This is a genomic window from Psychrobacter sp. AOP7-B1-24, from assembly GCF_052376215.1.
Classification (GTDB): Bacteria; Pseudomonadota; Gammaproteobacteria; order Pseudomonadales; family Moraxellaceae; genus Psychrobacter.
The window spans coordinates 1-17,356 of record NZ_JBQSVL010000068.1 but is presented as its reverse complement, the minus strand read 5'-3'; the positions used below and the strand labels follow the sequence as shown (position 1 = coordinate 17,356).

The following is a 17,356-nucleotide window of genomic DNA, read 5'->3' as shown; positions in this document are numbered from 1 at the left end:
AATTAGTTTACCCTAATTTAAACTTTGCTATAAAATTATATTACAGCTTTCAAGGCAAAATGCATGCCAACATCATTTAAAGATTAAAATTCAGTAGCTTAACTATCTTGGCGTATAACGTGATTTTCTAACCGCACTGAATTCGTGCAAAAAAAATATTGTCTGATTTCATTTGGTGCAATTGCATGCTGTAATATTTGTTGGTTATTTATACAAAAATTTAAGTGTCGTAAAAACGGGAACTATTTTGAGAAACCATCCTCTATATAGAACCAATGTTTACGTTGGTCAAATGGATGCGAAATGATAATAGCGCCATAATCATCAGATTTTTTATCACATCTCAAGACTACAAAATCACTATCTCCAAGAAATTCACCAACAATTAAATCGCCTTTAATCAGACTATTTGCCCTATAGCTCGATAAATACTGTCTACATCAGCATCGCTATCCGTGACAATAGAAGTCAGATGAATAAACAAAATCCTCACCGCTGCTACAATTTTTTGTGCATGTAATTCTCATCACTAATGAAAAAATATCACTCATAGATAGTGAATGATATTCGCTTCGAGAGACATTATTTTTTAGCTAAACTTATGGTAGTGGTCAACAACTATGGTTACGTTTGTAAAAACAGATTATGATAATTTTTGTCTTCTAAACCATCTTGGTATTTTTATATTAACCGAATTTGTTAGCCCGTTTAATAAGGCAACGAGCAAAATCAAAATGATACCTATATATTGAATACCTGCTAACACTTGATGCAGAAGCAACACTGCTAAAAATATTGCGGTCAACGGTTCAAAGATAGTAAATACTGACGCGCGTGTGGCTGGTAGTTTTTCCAATGCTTTCATATATAATGCAAAAGGTGCAATCGTACCCACCAAAGATAAGCCCAGTACATATATCCAGCTAATAACGGGAAGCTGTATCAGCTTATAATAAATTGTATACGTGGTAGGAATGAACAATAATACAATGCCACTGAACAAAATTGACGTAAAAAAGACAAGCGGTGCAGAGTGTTTATGATGCATGGCGCGTTTACCAAGCACACCATATAAAGAATAACAAACTCCAGAGAGCAGCCCAACGACAATACCCCATTTCCCTTCAGTAGTGCCACCCATCGTAGTCATACCAACGCCAATCACTGCTACAACTGCCAGCAATGCAGCTTTATAAGTAATTCGCTCATCTAATAATAGGTGCGAGAATACCAAGCTAAATACTGGCGCCGTATAGAGCAATGCGACTGCCGTGCCTGCACCCACATGAAGCACGGCAAATAGGTAGCAGACCGTCATGCCCAGTACGCCAATTAAGGACTGTAGACCAAGTCCAACCCATTGACTGAGCGTGAGCTTGGTTAAGTCCATCCAAATTTTAGGTAACATCGCTATAGCAATAATAGCCGCCGTTACGATACGCAATATCGTAATCTGCCAACTACTAAATCCTACTTGGCTAAGATAGGTCGAAAATATGCCAAGTGTACCCCAGCATATGGCTGCGAAAACAATTTGTATGGTGCCAATCCATGGCTGGATGTTCACCGCTATAGGTCTAGTACTCGATGCTTCCACGACTTATAATCCCCATTATTTAGTATAAAATCTCAGGTGGTGTTCTAAAAAGTATGCTGATTAAAGAAATATAAAGCGGGTACAAAATAACTGAGTGTGAATAATCGTTAGCTGATCAATACAACTCATACTTGCCAGCCTTACTGAATACGTAAACCGCTGAATTTATGACTATCAGTCAATAAACTCAGCGGTTAGTTTAGGCTCTGTTAAGTATTCATAAATATAAGTATCTATATCTAAGCGCTGACAGCTTCTTCTGATATGGCTTTGACTCTATTAGGAACCAATACACTAACGACCACGTAAGTGATGGCTGATGCAGCTGATCCGATAAGAGGTCCCTCTACCCAGCCGACAATACCTGATGTTAAGAGATAACTACTGCAAACAGCACCGACGATAATAGAGGCAATAGCAGCCATCGTTGAGCCTTTATAAAAGATAGTCACCAAAAGTACACCAGATAGAGCTGCCATTAAAGTACCGCTAGAGAATATGCCTAGATAGCTAAGCATCGCTTCAGGTAAGAAGAAAGTAGAAATGAAGGCGATAGCAGCCACAATAGCGACCCACAATCTATTCAGTTTCAATAGTTCAGCCTCAGTGCGAGGTTTATTGTCAAATATAGCCAAACGCAAATCATGTGAGGCAGCAGTTGATAAGGTATGCAAGATAGAGTTTGCCGTAGACTTCATAGCAAAAAGAATAAACAAAGTGATCACACTACCTACCACACTTGGAATAGCATTGGCTAAATACCAAGGCATTGCTTCATCGGGATTGATCAGACCTGGGTTTTTGATACGAACATATAAGCCAACGATAGGCACCAAACTCAAAATACACCCTAGAATGGCCGTATAAAAGCCTGTTTTGGCAATACTAATATTAGATTTCATCGCCAAAAAACGTACTGACATATAAGGCAATGCAGTACTAAAGATAAGCGCATAGACAAATACTAGAAAAACAGAAGCTTTGGCATTACCATATGGGTTAGAACTCTCTGGATTGACCAGGTTTGGATCTATCGCATTCAGCTGCGTCATCATATCTGCTAAAGGAATGTCAGTGAACACCTGAACCACTATATAAATGGCAGCAGTGGCCATCCCAATCACCATAAAAGTATCAGTCCAAGCAACAGCGAGCAATCCGCCTGCCATGGTATAAATAGTAATAATCACCAATAAAAGCGCAGAAGCCAGAAGAGGTGAAATGCCGAGCCAGCTACTACCCAACATACCAAGCGCTCTAATCTGAGCCGTCAAAAATACGGTCAAAAATATAACCATGCCCAAAGACGTGATAATACGCAAAGTGCGAGCAGATATTGAATTTCGATCATTACAGTGCAAGTTGACAATAAATTCAGGAATGGTACTACTACCCATCTTCATGGCTCTATTACGCAAATAGACCGCAAAGAATAATACGGCGACGACCATGGCTGGTGCAAAAAAGAAATTACCTAAAAGCTCAATCGTCCCATATTGGTATGCGGCACCAGGTGAACCCATAAAGCCCCAACCACTAAACCCAGTCGCCACGACAGTACCTGCTATAACAAAAGGCCCTAATGAGCGACCGGCTACTAAAAACCCACTTTCCTCATCTGCTGACATGACTTTTGACGCTTTACTAGCCAATACAATGAGAAGTGCAATTGCTGCTAACAATATCATCCAATTAATAAACATGTCGATTCCTCGTATCGTTTACTACATTACTTGTTATGACGCTCTACGAAGAAATAACTCACTGCCAGTAATAGCGTCAGTACATTAATGGTCAAAAACCAAAATAACGTCCAGCTGTTAAGAAACAGGTCCATAATGTTATTTCCTTAATAAGTAAAATATGAAAATAATTGCATTGTGCGAGGCGCATCATCATCTCTGTTGGCGGGCTTAAAATAAGAAACTTATTCATGGTAGCCCACTCAATATAGACAGTATTGATTGATGACACTCCCCTACATTAACGACCGATAATATTATGCTCAGGGCCGTACTTAAAGCCTGTGATATTATCAGCGCCCGTCTCATTGATGACTAAAATGTCATGCTCTCGATAACCGCCAGCACCCGGCATGCCCTCTGGAATCATAATCATCGGCTCCATAGAGATGACCATACCTGGCTCAAGCACTGTTTCAATATCTTCACGTAGCTCAAGTCCTGCCTCGCGTCCATAATAATGGCTGAGCACACCAAAAGAATGTCCATAACCAAAGCTGCGTTTTTCTAATAAGTCGTATTTTGCATAAATTTTATTTAGCTCATGTGCGATATCGCAGCAGCGCACGCCAGGTTTTATAAGCTCAAGACCTGCTTCATGCACTTCACAATTTATCTGCCAGTAGCGTAGTGAATCTGCATCACATTTATCCAAGAACAATGTGCGTTCAAGCGCGGTATAGTAGCCTGCTATCATAGAAAAACAGTTAAGACTCAATATATCACCCGACTGGACACGGCGATTGGTTACTGGATTGTGGGCACCATCGGTATTGATACCTGATTGAAACCAAGTCCATGTATCCATGAGTTCCACTTGACCAAACTGCTCCCCAATAGCCTTCACCATCGCTTGTGTAGATGCCAAGGCAACTTCGTATTCGGGCACGCCATCATAAACAGCCTGTACCAATGCCGCCCCACCAATATCACAGACCTGAGCGCCCTTTGTTATTAGCGCTATCTCTTCAGCGGACTTAACCATTCTCATGGTCATACATGCTAGGCTAATATCAACAAACTCTACATTGGGTAAAATAGCTTTGAGCTTAGCAAAGCGATCCATCGGCAAATGATCAAACTCAATACCGACGCGGCCGTGATGAGGAATTTGTTGAGCAATGGCTTTGAAATAGTTATCACGCTGCCAATCAGTGTAAACAATATTATTGTCGCCCACAGTACGCCTCCAAGGCTGTCCACCATCGATATTGGCAGAGATTGACACGACTTCTTTTGAAGTAATGACTAGTCCATAAGGTCGCCCAAAAGAGCAATATATAAAGTCAGAGTAGTAATTGATGTTATGTATCGAGGTAAAAAGCGCCGCCACAATGCCATGACTATCTAAATACTCACGAAGTTTCTCATGACGATTTGCATATTCTTGATGACTAAAAGTCGGTTGCACTTTCTGGCCGTTTTTAATTTCGATTAGACTTGGGAGATGCAGATTATCTAATGAGCCATCTAAAGAGGTTAGGTTTAATGAATTCATCCATTTTCGAGAAAAATCTGTAGAAGATAACGTGCTAGTAAGGTCTTTTAGTGCTGACATGGAACGTCTCCAAAGTAGGTAATAATTAACTGAGAACACGTTCGATAATAGAGGTAAAATTAATAAGGTATTTTTTCATAAGCGACATTTTATGTTTATAATCGGACATATAGAAAAACAACTTAACATTAGCCAGAATTTTAGGTATGTTCTGAAGGCGACAAAAAATGACTCAGATAACGGAAAAGATGATAGACAAGCCTAGGCGTATTGGGTTTCTACTGATTAATGGCTTTACCATGCTCGCGTTCAGCAATATCATTGAGCCACTTCGAATGGCGAATTATGTGAGCGAGCAACTCTTATACTCGTGGGTGGTGGCAGGGTTCGATGACAATAAAACCAGTAGTAGTAACGGTATTAAGTTAAGTCATACTGCACCACTCGACTACTTATTAACCTGCGACTTGGTATTTGTATGCGGAGGACACCAAACAGATTACTTGGAATCTAGTAAGCTCATTACCTTAATTCAGCGATTGGCAGTACGGGATATTGCACTTGGCGGTTTGTGTACAGGAGCGCTAGCATTGGCTGCTGCGGGCTTACTTGAGCAGCAAGCAGCCTCATTGCATTGGGAGAACATCAGCGTAGCCCAAGAAAGCTATCCAGGTGTTATTTTTAATGACCAAATATTTACAATAGCACCGCAGCTATATTCTTGTTCAGGTGGAGCTTGCGCATTGGATATGACTTTACATATCATCAATAAGCATCATGGTCATCATATCGTTTCCAAGATACAAGACATGTTTATTATCACCTCTATACGTGAGCCTACTTACGTACAGCATATGCCCAAGCCAAAAATACTGAGCAGTAGCTATACCAATGTAATAGATGCTATTGCATTGATGAAAACCAATCTTGAAGAGCCTTTAAGCGTTAAGGATATTGCCCATCATCTTGGATTATCAAGTAGACAATTACAGCGCATATTTAACAAAAATTTTAGTTGTTCACCGCAACAGTATTACGTGCGATTGCGCCTTGAACACGCCAAATATATTCTTAAACATACCACGCTACCTATTAGTCAAATCGTACTAGCAAGCGGCTTTATCGATAACAGTGCATTCTCTAGCACCTTCAAAAAAAACTATGGCATGACACCAAGCCATTACAGGCAAGAGAATCAGCTGATATAACCTATTTTTTATTGACGCAGTAACTAGGATGGCTTAACGGTATTCTTTGACTACCCTAAAGACATCAGAAAATCACTTTATGATTCTGTTTGACGACTGTATTAGTAAGCCTTTAATCTAAACGGCAGTTACATAGAATCTAGGATAAAACCTCCAAATTAAAAAAGCCATAAAAGTCACTGCTCTTATGGCTTTACTATTTTTCATATATTGAAACTTAGACTTAGCTTTGAGTTAAATAAGCTCTTTTAGCTCAGTCAGCTTGTCTAAAATCACATCAGGTGAATACTTCACTAGCTGCTGCTCATTTTGTGCACCAGATAGCACACCTAAAACTAGCCCACACCCTGCATTCTTACCTTCTTCAATATCGATACCACTATCTCCTGCTTTTAACACCTGTTGTGAATTATCAACATTGAACCGCTTCATCGCAAGAGTAATCATATCCGGGTCTGGGCGGCCATTTTCTACGTCATCGGCTGTTACTAGTGCATCTACTTGATCTCCCACAGACCACCCTAAGACAGTCAAAATTTCATTAGCAGTCTTAGCATCATATCCTGTATTTAATACCACTTTACGACCGCTCACCTTTAACTGCTCGAACAACTCTGACATGCCTTCAAACTCAGATAAGGTCTCCTTGCTATAGGCAGTTGCAAGACTGTCTTTAAAGGTAGCAAACGCAGTATCCGTTAACAACTCAATACAAGCATCAGATAAATCTAACCTGTTTAAAATATCGCGGATGGCGTTGCGTTTTTCTTTCCCTGCACCATATTCTAAACATAACTCAAGACTCACTTGTTTATCTGACTTGCCAGCGCTATTCAGTGCTTCATTGATGGCATTACATACGGTTTTATAGACTAGGTTACCTTCATTTACTGTTGTGCCAGCCATATCAAACACACAGAGCTTAATATCAAAAAATTTGTTTTTAATACTGTTTAAACTATCACCATGTGAGCTGCTGCTTATTATATTATTATTTGCTGTATTCATTACTTTGATTCCAATACCCATTCAATTAACTCTTCGCCAAATGCGAAACCTGTTGATGCCCCTGTACCACTGGTGACTGCACCGACCACCACGCCTTTTTCAGGTGATGCCTTAAATACCACGTCATCTGCACTTGGATATACACCCAACCAGTGCTGAGTAATATCTATCTCACCAATATCCATCACCTGCTTGAATTCATTAATGATTAGATCATTAATTCGGGTGTCTCTAAACGGCAGCTCTCTATCACTATAATCATGACTATCGCCGATGATTAGTGATCCATCTTCAGACTGAACCACAATTAGGTGGACACCTGCTTGACGCTCTGCACTTTGAATATCGTCAAGTAAGCTTTTTAGTACCGTAGCTTCAGGTAACTGAGCAAATCCATCATAACGGGCAAAGCTTAAATCTGACATGACAGCGGCATTTAATCTAAATGCTTTTTCGGGCATAACTCGCATCATATTTAGCGTGCACATTTTAGCTTTGGTCTTAGCGAACACGTCTGGATATAAGCCAGTAAAGTCCGCTCCGGGGCAGACCACACAGTGCTCAGCGTTAAGTACACCGCGACTGGTATGCACTTTTGGTAATTCCACTGAAGTCACCGTAGTATGGTTGTAAAAATCCACACTCTGCGTCTCTTGTAACCAATGAGTCAGCTTAGCGATTGCAGTATTAGATTCTACTCTAAGCTCATGTGGACTATATAACACCCCTTCTCCCTTGTTCAGATAAGGCGCGGCTTCATTAATTTCAGACTGTGTCAGTAGTCGGCAACCTTCACCCATTTCTGTCTTTAAAAAAGCTTGTGCAACATCTACCGCTTCAGGTCGCTGCATTAACATATGCAGACCTATATGCTCTACCTGAATACCTGCTTTTGGGGCAATTTCGGCCCAAACATTACGCGAGTGCATGGCGCGTTGCCAATGCTTACCTCGACGCTGACCACTAACGGTCACAAATCCAAAATTACGAACAGAGGCATCTTTGTTCTGAGATTGGCGTTCTACAACCGCAACACTCAGCCCCTTTTTAACGGCGGCGTAGGCGCTTGCCAGCCCAACGATACCCCCACCTACGACAACGACATCGTATGTTTTATCAGAAAGTATTTTGCTCATTGTCATACCTGCTCTTCCCATATATCTTTATTAATTAGCCCTCTACTTGCTTAACCTATGAACTAATATAGCTAAGCATGAATGGGCATTATTTTGATTCAACTAAAATTACTCACCATGGAAAAAAGCACGGTGCTTATCTAACAGCTCGGCAGTTAATGGCTCTGGATAGGTTTTAGAGTTATCAATCTGATTTTCAGCAGCTACTGTCTCACCGTCATACACAATATTTGGATAAATTTCTAATAAACGTGGGCGAGCTTTAGTGACAATTAACTCAGCCATTTTCATTGCTTTAGGATTGGTTTTCTCTCCTTTATCAATAACAGCAACCGATTCAGTCAATGTGTAATTACCTTCACTAGGATCAACAAAATCAATTGGTAAACCTTTTGCTTTATTAGCGACTGCCTGATGACGTAGACCGAAACCGATAGGCACCTCACCTGCCATTACCTTTTTAAGAGGACCAGAGCCAGATAGCTCTAAATTAGGTCCTGCATTTTCACGAATAGCATTCATGATTTGTTGACCTTCAGCATCGGTGCCATATTCAGCAGCAATATCCTGTACAAACAACCAACCGGTTGATGAGCCATTTGGATCAACCATAGAAATCTGGTTTTTATAAATAGGATTCGCTAAGTCTTTGGCACTGGTAGGTATGGGGAGATTATTGGCTTCCATCTCTTTGGTATTGAGTAAGATGGCACCCGTAAAGCTGAGTATCGGTGCATAGTAATTAGGCGTCGCAACCTGTGGATTTGCCGTAAATGCTAACGCTTTAAACATTGGGTTCTTTGCTTGAGCACTTTCGATATAAAACGAGCTCATTGTCACCATATCAGCTTCGATATTTTTTCCTTCTGCTAACAGTCGTCCACCAAGCTCACCTGTTCCGAATGATTGAAATATGTATTGACCTTCAAAGCCTGCCTCATCAAGCACCTCTTGAATAACCTCGACTGCCTCTTCATCAGCATTACTATAAATAATCACCTCCTCGCCAGCCGTATCTCCCGAGCTTTGCGACCCACAACCTGCTACTAAAACTCCACAAGTTAATCCCGTTATTATCGTTTTAAATAAATTCATTGTTTTCCCTGATTATTTGAATAGTTAAAAATTAAATTAGTTTTCGTAATATCAACGCCTAAACTGTGTTGAAATATCTAAGCGACCGTCGTCACTGTGGTTTTTTTCACTTTTATTTTTGTTGTGCCATTAATGCTTCTGGTATAAAGATATCGCGCCACTGCGAAGAATATTAATGCCGTGATATTTGTGAGTAGTACCATCAGCGACAAGATAAAGATCTCATCAAAGCGGGCGAAGTGCTGTAGTTCAACAATCTTTGTAGTTAGCACCATCGTCTTTGCACCTGAAATGAATATCACTGCACTGATGCTAACCATCGCACTGATAAAAAAGTACGAGGCCACTTCGATAAGCGTAAGTATTGAGTTGGGTACAACAATTCGGCGTAAAGACTGTAGCCATGAGTCTCCAAGCAAAGAAGCTGTGGTCTCCCAGCCTAGATTCATTTTTGATAGTGCATTTTTACTCATGAGATAAGGTGTGGAGAAGTAATGAATGATATTACTAATCACAATAATGAAGATGGTGTTCGATATCGATGAGCCTGAGAAAACCATTAGATAGGCAATACCAATAACCATACCTGGCACTGTATTGGTTACTAAGGCTGAGCTTTCGATCGTCAGCTTTCCTATCTTGAATAACCCTGAGCGCTCGTATATCAACGCGGCAACATAGGTAATAATGGTGCCAAAAATAGCTGTTAGTGTGGCGACAATAAGTGAGTTTTTATACACTCGCATTAGGTTCGAGGACTCGATCACCTTAGTAAATGTGTCTGTACTAAACGCCATCTCGTAAGGCCATGTCTTAATCCATGGAATGATGAAGATCACAGCAAATACAAATAGCAGTGAAGTTAAAATGCCGCTGGACAACACACCCAGAATCCTGTCTTTGACTTTAGAGGTAGGCAAGTCAAAATGCTCTACTGAGTCATACCTGACATTAAATCGAGCCACATACCAAAGCAGTAGAATGCTCAAAACAGAGGGGATTAGCATAAACAAAGCAACCACAGAGCCCTTTTCAAACGAGGGAGATGCACCCAGTATTTGGGTATAAAGCTCAGTGGCGATAACCTTGTACTGACCACCAATAGAGGCTGGAATACCAAAGTCAGTAAAGGCCAAAAAGAAGCATTGAATGATAGCGGCTGCAAACGTGCCAATTAAGGGACGAATGACCGTCATATCTATCTGGCGTAAACGTGAATCGCCCATCAATTCTGATACGATCACGAACTTCTTATCCAAATATTGAAAGGTATTGTTAAGCAGTAAAAAGGCTATTGGCAAGGTGTAGATGGTGTAGCCAAGCCACATACCATAGAAACCATATATGTCTTCAAACAACTGAAAGCCAATTATTTTAGTGAGTAGACCTTGCTTACCAAAGGTGTAAATAATGGCAAATCCATAAGTCACTGTTGGCAATAGCATAGGAAACAGTGATGCAAGCTTAATGGTTTGTTTAAAACCCTTTGGCAAGTTAGTCCAGTGCACCGTATAAGCAAGGATAAATGCCAAAAAGGTGGCACTCATCGCACTAACAATGGCGACAAAAAAACTATTTAACATCACTTGTCTGAAGTCATTACTGCTGATGATATCGACATAGTGGCTTATACCTACTCCATCAGCCACATTAAATGACAGCACCAACATTTTACCCAAAGGCACAAACATAAAGACGAGAAATAGCGCACCAATGAAAAGCCACGAAGCTTTCATTAGCGGTGAGTTATTAAGTTTCATAATGACCTACGCGCAAAATAAGTAAGTTTTGAAAGACCAGCGTTGGCCTAGTGCGATTAACCTTTGTTAACCCTTGGAGGTATCTTTAATTGATTTAGCAGCTGTGCGCTGGATTATGGAATTGATATCTTCAGTGACTGAACTGCCATCTAGCACAGGTCTCATTTGAGTGTATTTTTCTAATGGATCAGCTGGCGCATCGTCCGTTTCAAATAGGCTCAAGATATTACGACGTTTGATATTGAGCTGATTTAAGATAAAGCTTTTAACAAAATCATTGGCAGGGTTTTTGATGATTTCTGATGGTTTGGCATATTGAGCTACTTTGCCGTCTGATAACAACAAAATGCGATCAGAGAGTGTCATCGCTTCTTCAGGATCATGTGTCACAATCAAAGTGGTTAGCTCATAACGCTCTGCAATCTCACGAATACGTGTCTTAATGGTCTCTTTAATAACCCCGTCTAAGGCAGATAAAGGCTCATCTAATAATAAAATCTTAGGCTTCATCACTAAAGTACGTGCTAATGCAACACGCTGCTTCTGCCCACCAGAGAGCTGGCTGATTCGCTTATTCAAATGCGGCTTAATCTCCAAAAGGTCAACTAGCTCATCAACCTCCGCTTGTGTGCTGACGTTAGGTCTATTACGTAGCCCATATTCAATATTCTGCTTTACATTCAAGTTAGGAAACAAAGCATAGTCTTGGAATACAATATTGAAACCTCTGTGCTTCATAGGCACACGTGTGATGTCTTCCTTATCATAGGCAAGTCGACCAGAACTAATATCGGTTAGACCTAAAATAATATGCAGCAACGTGGTTTTCCCACAGCCGGATGGGCCCAATATTGAAACAATCTCACCCTTATTTACTTTTAGGGAGATATCCTCAAAAATAACTTTACCATCATATTTCTTAGTCACATTTCTTAGTTCTAACATAATTCAAGCCCAAACTTATATTTTGGTATTAGCAGTGAGTGATAGCTCAAGCAAATACACTTAGGTAAATTGCTCAACGCTTTAATCGTTTACATGTGACTAATATAAGAGATGAGTATGACAGTTTGGTGTCATATATAAGGTTAGCTTATATATTTAATCATTCAGTCTTATTCATCGTGTATAACTTCTCGTACTTCCCAGAGATATGCCTGACAATCTCTGAAACCGATACGAAAGACGGCGGTCATATGACAAAAAAGCCCTATACTTATAATCAGCTAAACATCTTAAACTCTGTGCTTGAGGAAGGTAATTACACGCAGGCAGCTAAACGTTTAGGCGTGTCTCAATCTGCCATTAGCCAAGCACTATCTACGCTTGAAAACAATCTTGGGTTTAAGCTATTTATGCAACGTGGCAGGCACCTTGTGCCAACAGATTACTGCTTAGAGCTTGGGTCGTTGACGAGTAAAATGCGAGCAGTTGAAGATGATCTAGAGCAGCTGCTTCACAGAAGTAAAGTTTTTGAAGCGGCCATATTAAAGGTAGGACTATGCAGTCCACTGCCGGGTACTGAGATTATCAGGCAATTTAGTAAACGCTATCCCAAGCTACAGACTGAAATCTATTTTGGTAATTTCCATGAAACGTTCAGTAGAGTCGTTAACAGTCAGGTAGATGTTGGCATTCTTGCAAACTTGCCAAAGGATGACAGGTTGCAGTTTAAGAAATGTGCTACCCAAAGGCTCGTTGCCTTATGCTCACCGAACCATCCTTTTGCATCAAGAGCGTCTATAAGTTTAACTGAGCTAGCGCCTGAAACCGTTATATTCCGCACACACGGATCCACCACTCAGAAACTTATAAATGAGGCACTAGTAAGAATTAATTTAGAGCTAACCCCTACATATATCGTTAACACTCAGGAAAGTGTCTACGATGCGGTTTGCCAAAATTTAGGGGTAGGGTTTGCATGGAGCGAGAGCGCAACAAGGAAAGACGGTTTTGTGAAGGTACCCATTGCGGAGCTACCCTCAGATTATGATGAGGTAATTTTTTCACTCAAAGATATAAATAACTTAGTAGTAACTGCTTTGATGAACTCTTTAGATGCCTCTGAATAGAACGTATCAAAAGAGTATTATAGTGCTCTCAACATATACGCATCTTGCGCCTTAAGCTTTTTGCCTCGAATCCGTTTACCATCACCTACCAAATTTAGAAAGCCCCAATCTCACGATTGGGGCTTTTTTTTGTCTGTAATATATGGGCTGTAGTAAACAATGAGCGCTTGTCAAAACAACTTTTTAAAGTCTTTAGCACGCAGCCCTACCCTCATGCTTACAGATTTTTAGGTATGGTTTTATTTATGTACTTTTTATAACCTTATAAAGGCATAATAACCGACCAATTAATATATATATTTATATATTATACAATAGAATATCGTGTATTATTACTACATATTGATTTAAATATATTACTGATAACTATCAACAAGATCAGGTGAATATTGATTATCTTTTTGATCCTTATTTCACAGCATTTTTTATATTATCAACAACTACCTAATGACTAGCATATATAGCAATTCATTAGTACAACAAATAGGTGGCTTTTAATTTATACAGATTTTTATTAAAAATTTTAATAATGCAAACATAATGGGCATGGTTTATTAGATGATATATAGCAGGATTTTTGACTATTTTTATTGTTGCACAATTGATCAAGCTAGCCATGGGCTTGTGATTACTTTAAACATATGACTGAATCCACTTATATTAAGGAATTAATTAATATGAAAACTTCACATGACTTGGTTAGCGCTGCGAAAGCGCAAATTACTGAAATACCTTTAGCGCAAGCTCGAGCTGCTTGTGCTAAAGCTGATATTGTGATTGATGTCAGAGAGCCTGCTGAATATGCTGCAGGCCATATCAAAGGAGCGGTATCAATACCTCGTGGCATACTAGAATTTAAAATTTCTGACCTGCCAGCTATTAAGGGTGCCGATACTGAAATCGTGCTGTATTGCCAAAGCAGTGGCCGTGCTGCACTAGCAGCTCAATCACTAGCAGCCCTTGGCTACACGCAAGTAGCCTCAATTGCTGGTGGTTATAAGGCATGTCTTGAAACGGACATACCAATAACTATGGCAAATGAAGGTATTGATTTTTATTAGGACTGACTACAGTTGATCTAACTGCTGCTAGTACGGACCATAACTTAAATCCGACTGTTTTAAAATTGTTAGGCCGTTATCAGTTTATTATGCGACTGGGTTCGTCATGAGTAGCATAGTGATGATTAACGGTTCTAGTCCATCCATCAAAAAAACTCTAACACTCTACTTATATTATAGGTAAAGGTATTACAATGCTTAACTAAAAGGAGTCCTTAACACCTCCCTAAAACAAGTCGCATTAGCCTTGAGGATTTTACAACAAGTGGAGCTGCCCAATATTGACGATTTACTTGACTTGAATAGTCATGAACTAGCGTTTGAAAGCGCTGATACAGTAGCTGTAAATACAGCTAACGAGACTACTGCTACATCAGCATTTAATGGTTCTTCTGATACATCAACAGCTGTAGATTTCGCTATAGGACAAGTGCAAACGCTTAATGATAATATACAGACAGAAGCCATTTTATAAAATCTGGCAAGCCTCATCAAAGTCCAATCTTGGCAGGCGGCTATATAACTCATCCAGTTCGCCATAACCTATATTAATGAGTAGATTAGACGTCCAATTACTATCTTTCAAGAAAGTTTGGTCCACTAGCTCATTATCAAATCCAGACATAGGCCCCGTGTCTAAACCCAAGCCTCTACAAGCTAAGATCAGATAAGCTGCTTGCATCGAGCTGTTTCTAAATGCGGTCTCTTTTATGAGCTCAGGGCTTGAATTAAACCAAGATCTAGCATCAGTATGTGGAAATAGCTTTAAAAGCTTCTCATAAAACTCATCATCATAAGCGACGATAACTGTGACAGGTGCTGTCATGGTTTTTTCAATATTTCCTGATGACAACGCTGGTTTTAAGCGCGCTTTAGCTTCATCAGATTTTAGAAATACAAATCTAGCAGGTGAACAGTTGGCTGATGTCGGACCCATCTTAACCAAGTCATAAATCTCCTCGATTAATGCGTTTGAGACGTCTTTTTTTTGCCAAGTATTAAAGGACCGAGCTTTATTAAATAGCTGATCAAAATCTTCGGTAGATAACGATAATGAATTATTCATAACACTTCCTAATTGATATTAAACTTTAGATAAAAATTGAAGGATTCTGCTATTGGTTGAGCAAGTTTCTGAGATGGTACTGGCATGTCCACCCGTTACCATCAACTCAAACTGGGTGTTTTGCATGTTTTCAGCCAAGGCCAGACCACGTTGCCATGGCACCAAAACATCATCCAGATTACTTAAGACTAATGTTTTATTTTTAATATTTTGAGCATTTACCAAGGGTTGATAAGCCTGTAAAGCTTTTAATCGGGTTAAGACATTCTTGACTGGAGGGAAACTCGCGATGGCTTTATTTTCTTTTTGTGTGAGTGCTTCTATGTTGTCTGAGATCCAAATCGGTGGATACAAGAATATTGCTTGAGCTCGTACAAACGCCTCGATACCTGTATTTTCTATCAAACTTTGGCGCATACTAAAACACTTGATAGTATGGGGATCTAAGCTTTCCCAACCATTTAGAACCACGATCTTATCTAATAATTCTGGCGCTTTGTGAGCGACCTCAATACCGATAAAGCCACCAAGTGCGTGACCGACAAAATGACAGTTAGACAGTCCTTCTTCCTTTAAAATTTTGATTAATTGATCTGCTAAATCTTCCATAGAATAGTTATCGGGTAAGAGCCCACTATCAGGTGATACGCCCTCTTGTTCGTAGCAAACTACATTATAATGCTCTGTAAAACACTCAATTTGAGGCAACCAAAAATCAGCATGCCCGCCTAAGCCCGAACTAAAGACAATTGTTTTTGAAGTATCGTTTTTACAAGGATATTTTTTAATTAACATATGTACCTGCCCAATTTCAGTAAAATTTAAATTGCGGTAAAAGCATCTAATGGTTTATAACGTTCTAACATTAAGTCCAATTTACTACATCAATTCAACGGTACACTCATCGCTGTCATAGTAATCATACGTTAGCGCTTCTTCAAAATTATTAGCGGTGTGTTTAGCAGTCTCTTGACACTCAATATATTTAATCAGCTCATCGATAGTACCTATCTTTAAGTTATGAGTATCGGCAAATTTAACTAAATCGTTTCTACGAGCCATTTCACCATCTTTATTAATGATCTCTACAATGGCCGCCGCAGGCTCTAAACCAGCCAACCTAGCTAAGTCGCAACCAGCCTCAGTATGTCCTGCCCGCTCTAAGACACCGCCCTCTTTCGCCATTAGTGGGAAAATATGTCCTGGGGTCACTACGTCCTCAGAGGTAACGTCTTGAGACACAGCCGTTCTGATAGTCTGAGCTCTGTCCGCCGTTGATATTCCAGTACTAACACCTTTTGCTGCATCAATTGAAACGGTAAAATTCGTACTATAAGGTGCTTGGTTGTCTTCGCACATCAAAGGTAAGTTCAATTTTTTGCAACGCTCGGCAGTCAAGGTCAAACAGACCAAACCTCTTGCATGTGTAATCATGAAGTTGATATCTTCAGGCTGGGCTAAAGAGGCTGCCATAATCAGGTCACCTTCGTTTTCCCTATCCTCATCATCCATGAGTATGACCATCTTCCCTACTTTAATATCTGCAATGATTTCTGGCATGGTATTGAAATTCATAAAATTCACCATTTGGTTTTATATATTTTTATCTAGAGCGTGTTATCAATTAAAAAGACCCATGGGTCATAAGCTATCGCCTATCTGGTCTTATGCTTTAATCAATCACACGCTCTAATATCATTTACTAAGTTTGATAGAGCCCATACTTATTTCATAGATATAGTGGTATTTACGCCTTTGCTAGCATCTTCATCAAACCAACGTGATATCACCGTTTTAGTCTGAGTATAGAACTGCACCGCTTGCTTACCATAAGGACCTAGATCGCCGAGCTTACTGGCTCTAGATCCCGAAAAAGAAAACATCGGTAGCGGTACTGGAATTGGTAAATTAATACCGACTTGTCCGACGTCTATATGTTGTTGGAATTTGTGCGCATTAGCACCAGACTGGGTGAAGATAGCAGTGCCATTACCATTCGGATTGGTATTGATAATTTCGATGGCTTCTTCAAGTGTATCGGCATACATAATGCACAGGACAGGACCAAAAATCTCTTCGGTATAGCAGTTCATATCAGCTGTGACATGATCTA

Annotated in this window: 15 protein-coding genes and 1 pseudogene; 4 read left to right on the top strand and 12 right to left on the bottom strand. The window is 39.9% G+C overall.

Annotated elements, in window-relative coordinates; translation table 11 throughout:
• Positions 1–643 precede the first annotated feature (643 nt).
• From ACT3QP_RS11955 to ACT3QP_RS11945, 3 genes are all read right to left on the bottom strand, one after another.
• Entirely contained in the window at positions 644–1,597 is a 954-nt protein-coding gene (locus ACT3QP_RS11955; protein WP_444525648.1) for a DMT family transporter, read from the bottom strand.
• A 239-nt stretch (positions 1,598–1,836) separates the two neighbouring features.
• Complete coding sequence (locus ACT3QP_RS11950; RefSeq protein ID WP_443561839.1) at positions 1,837–3,300, bottom strand: sodium:solute symporter family protein; 1,464 nt, start codon at positions 3,298–3,300, stop codon at positions 1,837–1,839.
• 280 nt (positions 3,301–3,580) lie between these two features.
• On the bottom strand, positions 3,581–4,837 hold the full coding sequence (locus ACT3QP_RS11945) for a M24 family metallopeptidase (RefSeq protein WP_443547784.1): 1,257 nt from the start codon (positions 4,835–4,837) through the stop codon (positions 3,581–3,583).
• A 227-nt stretch (positions 4,838–5,064) separates the two neighbouring features.
• On the opposite strand from ACT3QP_RS11945, the gene ACT3QP_RS11940 reads away from it, so the two are divergent.
• Positions 5,065–6,045, top strand: a complete 981-nt coding sequence (locus ACT3QP_RS11940) for a GlxA family transcriptional regulator (protein WP_443547925.1) — start codon at positions 5,065–5,067, stop codon at positions 6,043–6,045.
• Between the two features lie 234 nt (positions 6,046–6,279).
• On the opposite strand, the gene ACT3QP_RS11935 is transcribed toward ACT3QP_RS11940, so the two are convergent.
• From ACT3QP_RS11935 to ACT3QP_RS11915, 5 genes are all read right to left on the bottom strand, one after another.
• Positions 6,280–7,053, bottom strand: coding sequence for a phosphonatase-like hydrolase (locus ACT3QP_RS11935; RefSeq protein ID WP_193008340.1), 774 nt, complete (start codon positions 7,051–7,053; stop codon positions 6,280–6,282).
• Positions 7,053–8,195 carry a TIGR03364 family FAD-dependent oxidoreductase gene (locus ACT3QP_RS11930; protein ID WP_193008341.1) on the bottom strand — a complete coding sequence of 381 codons (1,143 nt, stop codon included), beginning with the start codon at positions 8,193–8,195 and terminating at the stop codon, positions 7,053–7,055. The genes ACT3QP_RS11935 and ACT3QP_RS11930 overlap by 1 nt, the downstream gene beginning before the upstream one ends.
• A 102-nt stretch (positions 8,196–8,297) precedes the next feature.
• A complete protein-coding gene (locus ACT3QP_RS11925) occupies positions 8,298–9,284 on the bottom strand; it encodes an ABC transporter substrate-binding protein (RefSeq protein WP_193008342.1) in 987 nt (328 codons plus the stop codon).
• Between the two features lie 77 nt (positions 9,285–9,361).
• Entirely contained in the window at positions 9,362–11,044 is a 1,683-nt protein-coding gene (locus tag ACT3QP_RS11920) for an ABC transporter permease subunit (RefSeq protein ID WP_193008343.1), read from the bottom strand.
• Positions 11,045–11,110: 66 nt separating this feature from the next.
• On the bottom strand, positions 11,111–11,989 hold the full coding sequence (locus tag ACT3QP_RS11915; protein WP_193008344.1) for an ABC transporter ATP-binding protein: 879 nt from the start codon (positions 11,987–11,989) through the stop codon (positions 11,111–11,113).
• A gap of 251 nt (positions 11,990–12,240) precedes the next feature.
• On the opposite strand from ACT3QP_RS11915, the gene ACT3QP_RS11910 reads away from it, so the two are divergent.
• From ACT3QP_RS11910 to ACT3QP_RS11900, 3 genes are all read left to right on the top strand, one after another.
• Entirely contained in the window at positions 12,241–13,116 is an 876-nt protein-coding gene (locus ACT3QP_RS11910) for a LysR family transcriptional regulator (RefSeq protein WP_444525647.1), read from the top strand.
• Between the two features lie 677 nt (positions 13,117–13,793).
• Entirely contained in the window at positions 13,794–14,177 is a 384-nt protein-coding gene (locus ACT3QP_RS11905) for a rhodanese-like domain-containing protein (protein WP_444525646.1), read from the top strand.
• 265 nt (positions 14,178–14,442) lie between these two features.
• Entirely contained in the window at positions 14,443–14,652 is a 210-nt protein-coding gene (locus ACT3QP_RS11900; RefSeq protein WP_444525645.1) for a hypothetical protein, read from the top strand.
• Here ACT3QP_RS11900 and ACT3QP_RS11895 read toward each other — a convergent pair.
• The 4 genes and pseudogenes from ACT3QP_RS11895 to ACT3QP_RS11880 form a co-directional block, all read right to left on the bottom strand.
• Entirely contained in the window at positions 14,647–15,243 is a 597-nt protein-coding gene (locus ACT3QP_RS11895; protein ID WP_444525644.1) for a malonic semialdehyde reductase, read from the bottom strand. The two genes, ACT3QP_RS11900 and ACT3QP_RS11895, sit on opposite strands and share 6 nt — an antisense overlap.
• Before the next feature lie 18 nt (positions 15,244–15,261).
• Positions 15,262–16,038 (bottom strand): pyrimidine utilization protein D, encoded by a 777-nt coding sequence (rutD, locus tag ACT3QP_RS11890; protein ID WP_444525643.1) that lies wholly within the window; start codon positions 16,036–16,038, stop codon positions 15,262–15,264.
• 105 nt (positions 16,039–16,143) lie between these two features.
• Positions 16,144–16,818: pseudogene (gene ribB, locus ACT3QP_RS11885) on the bottom strand (3,4-dihydroxy-2-butanone-4-phosphate synthase); the annotation flags it as partial.
• Positions 16,819–16,967: 149 nt separating this feature from the next.
• A partial coding sequence (locus tag ACT3QP_RS11880) for an aldehyde dehydrogenase family protein (RefSeq protein WP_444525642.1) occupies positions 16,968–17,356 on the bottom strand: 389 nt, incomplete at its 5' end.

Excerpts from the sequence above, each read along its gene's own strand:
- ACT3QP_RS11925 (WP_193008342.1), bottom strand. The coding sequence starts at position 9,284 with ATGAATTTATTTAAAACGATAATAACGGGATTAACTTGTGGAGTTTTA.
- ACT3QP_RS11940 (WP_443547925.1), top strand. The coding sequence starts at position 5,065 with ATGACTCAGATAACGGAAAAGATGATAGACAAGCCTAGGCGTATTGGG.
- ACT3QP_RS11910 (WP_444525647.1), top strand. The coding sequence starts at position 12,241 with ATGACAAAAAAGCCCTATACTTATAATCAGCTAAACATCTTAAACTCT.
- ACT3QP_RS11945 (WP_443547784.1), bottom strand. The coding sequence starts at position 4,837 with ATGAATTCATTAAACCTAACCTCTTTAGATGGCTCATTAGATAATCTG.
- ACT3QP_RS11915 (WP_193008344.1), bottom strand. The coding sequence starts at position 11,989 with ATGTTAGAACTAAGAAATGTGACTAAGAAATATGATGGTAAAGTTATT.
- ACT3QP_RS11935 (WP_193008340.1), bottom strand. The coding sequence starts at position 7,053 with ATGAATACAGCAAATAATAATATAATAAGCAGCAGCTCACATGGTGAT.
- ACT3QP_RS11930 (WP_193008341.1), bottom strand. The coding sequence starts at position 8,195 with ATGACAATGAGCAAAATACTTTCTGATAAAACATACGATGTCGTTGTC.
- ACT3QP_RS11950 (WP_443561839.1), bottom strand. The coding sequence starts at position 3,300 with ATGTTTATTAATTGGATGATATTGTTAGCAGCAATTGCACTTCTCATT.
- rutD (WP_444525643.1), bottom strand. The coding sequence starts at position 16,038 with ATGTTAATTAAAAAATATCCTTGTAAAAACGATACTTCAAAAACAATT.
- ACT3QP_RS11905 (WP_444525646.1), top strand. The coding sequence starts at position 13,794 with ATGAAAACTTCACATGACTTGGTTAGCGCTGCGAAAGCGCAAATTACT.
- ACT3QP_RS11920 (WP_193008343.1), bottom strand. The coding sequence starts at position 11,044 with ATGAAACTTAATAACTCACCGCTAATGAAAGCTTCGTGGCTTTTCATT.
- ACT3QP_RS11895 (WP_444525644.1), bottom strand. The coding sequence starts at position 15,243 with ATGAATAATTCATTATCGTTATCTACCGAAGATTTTGATCAGCTATTT.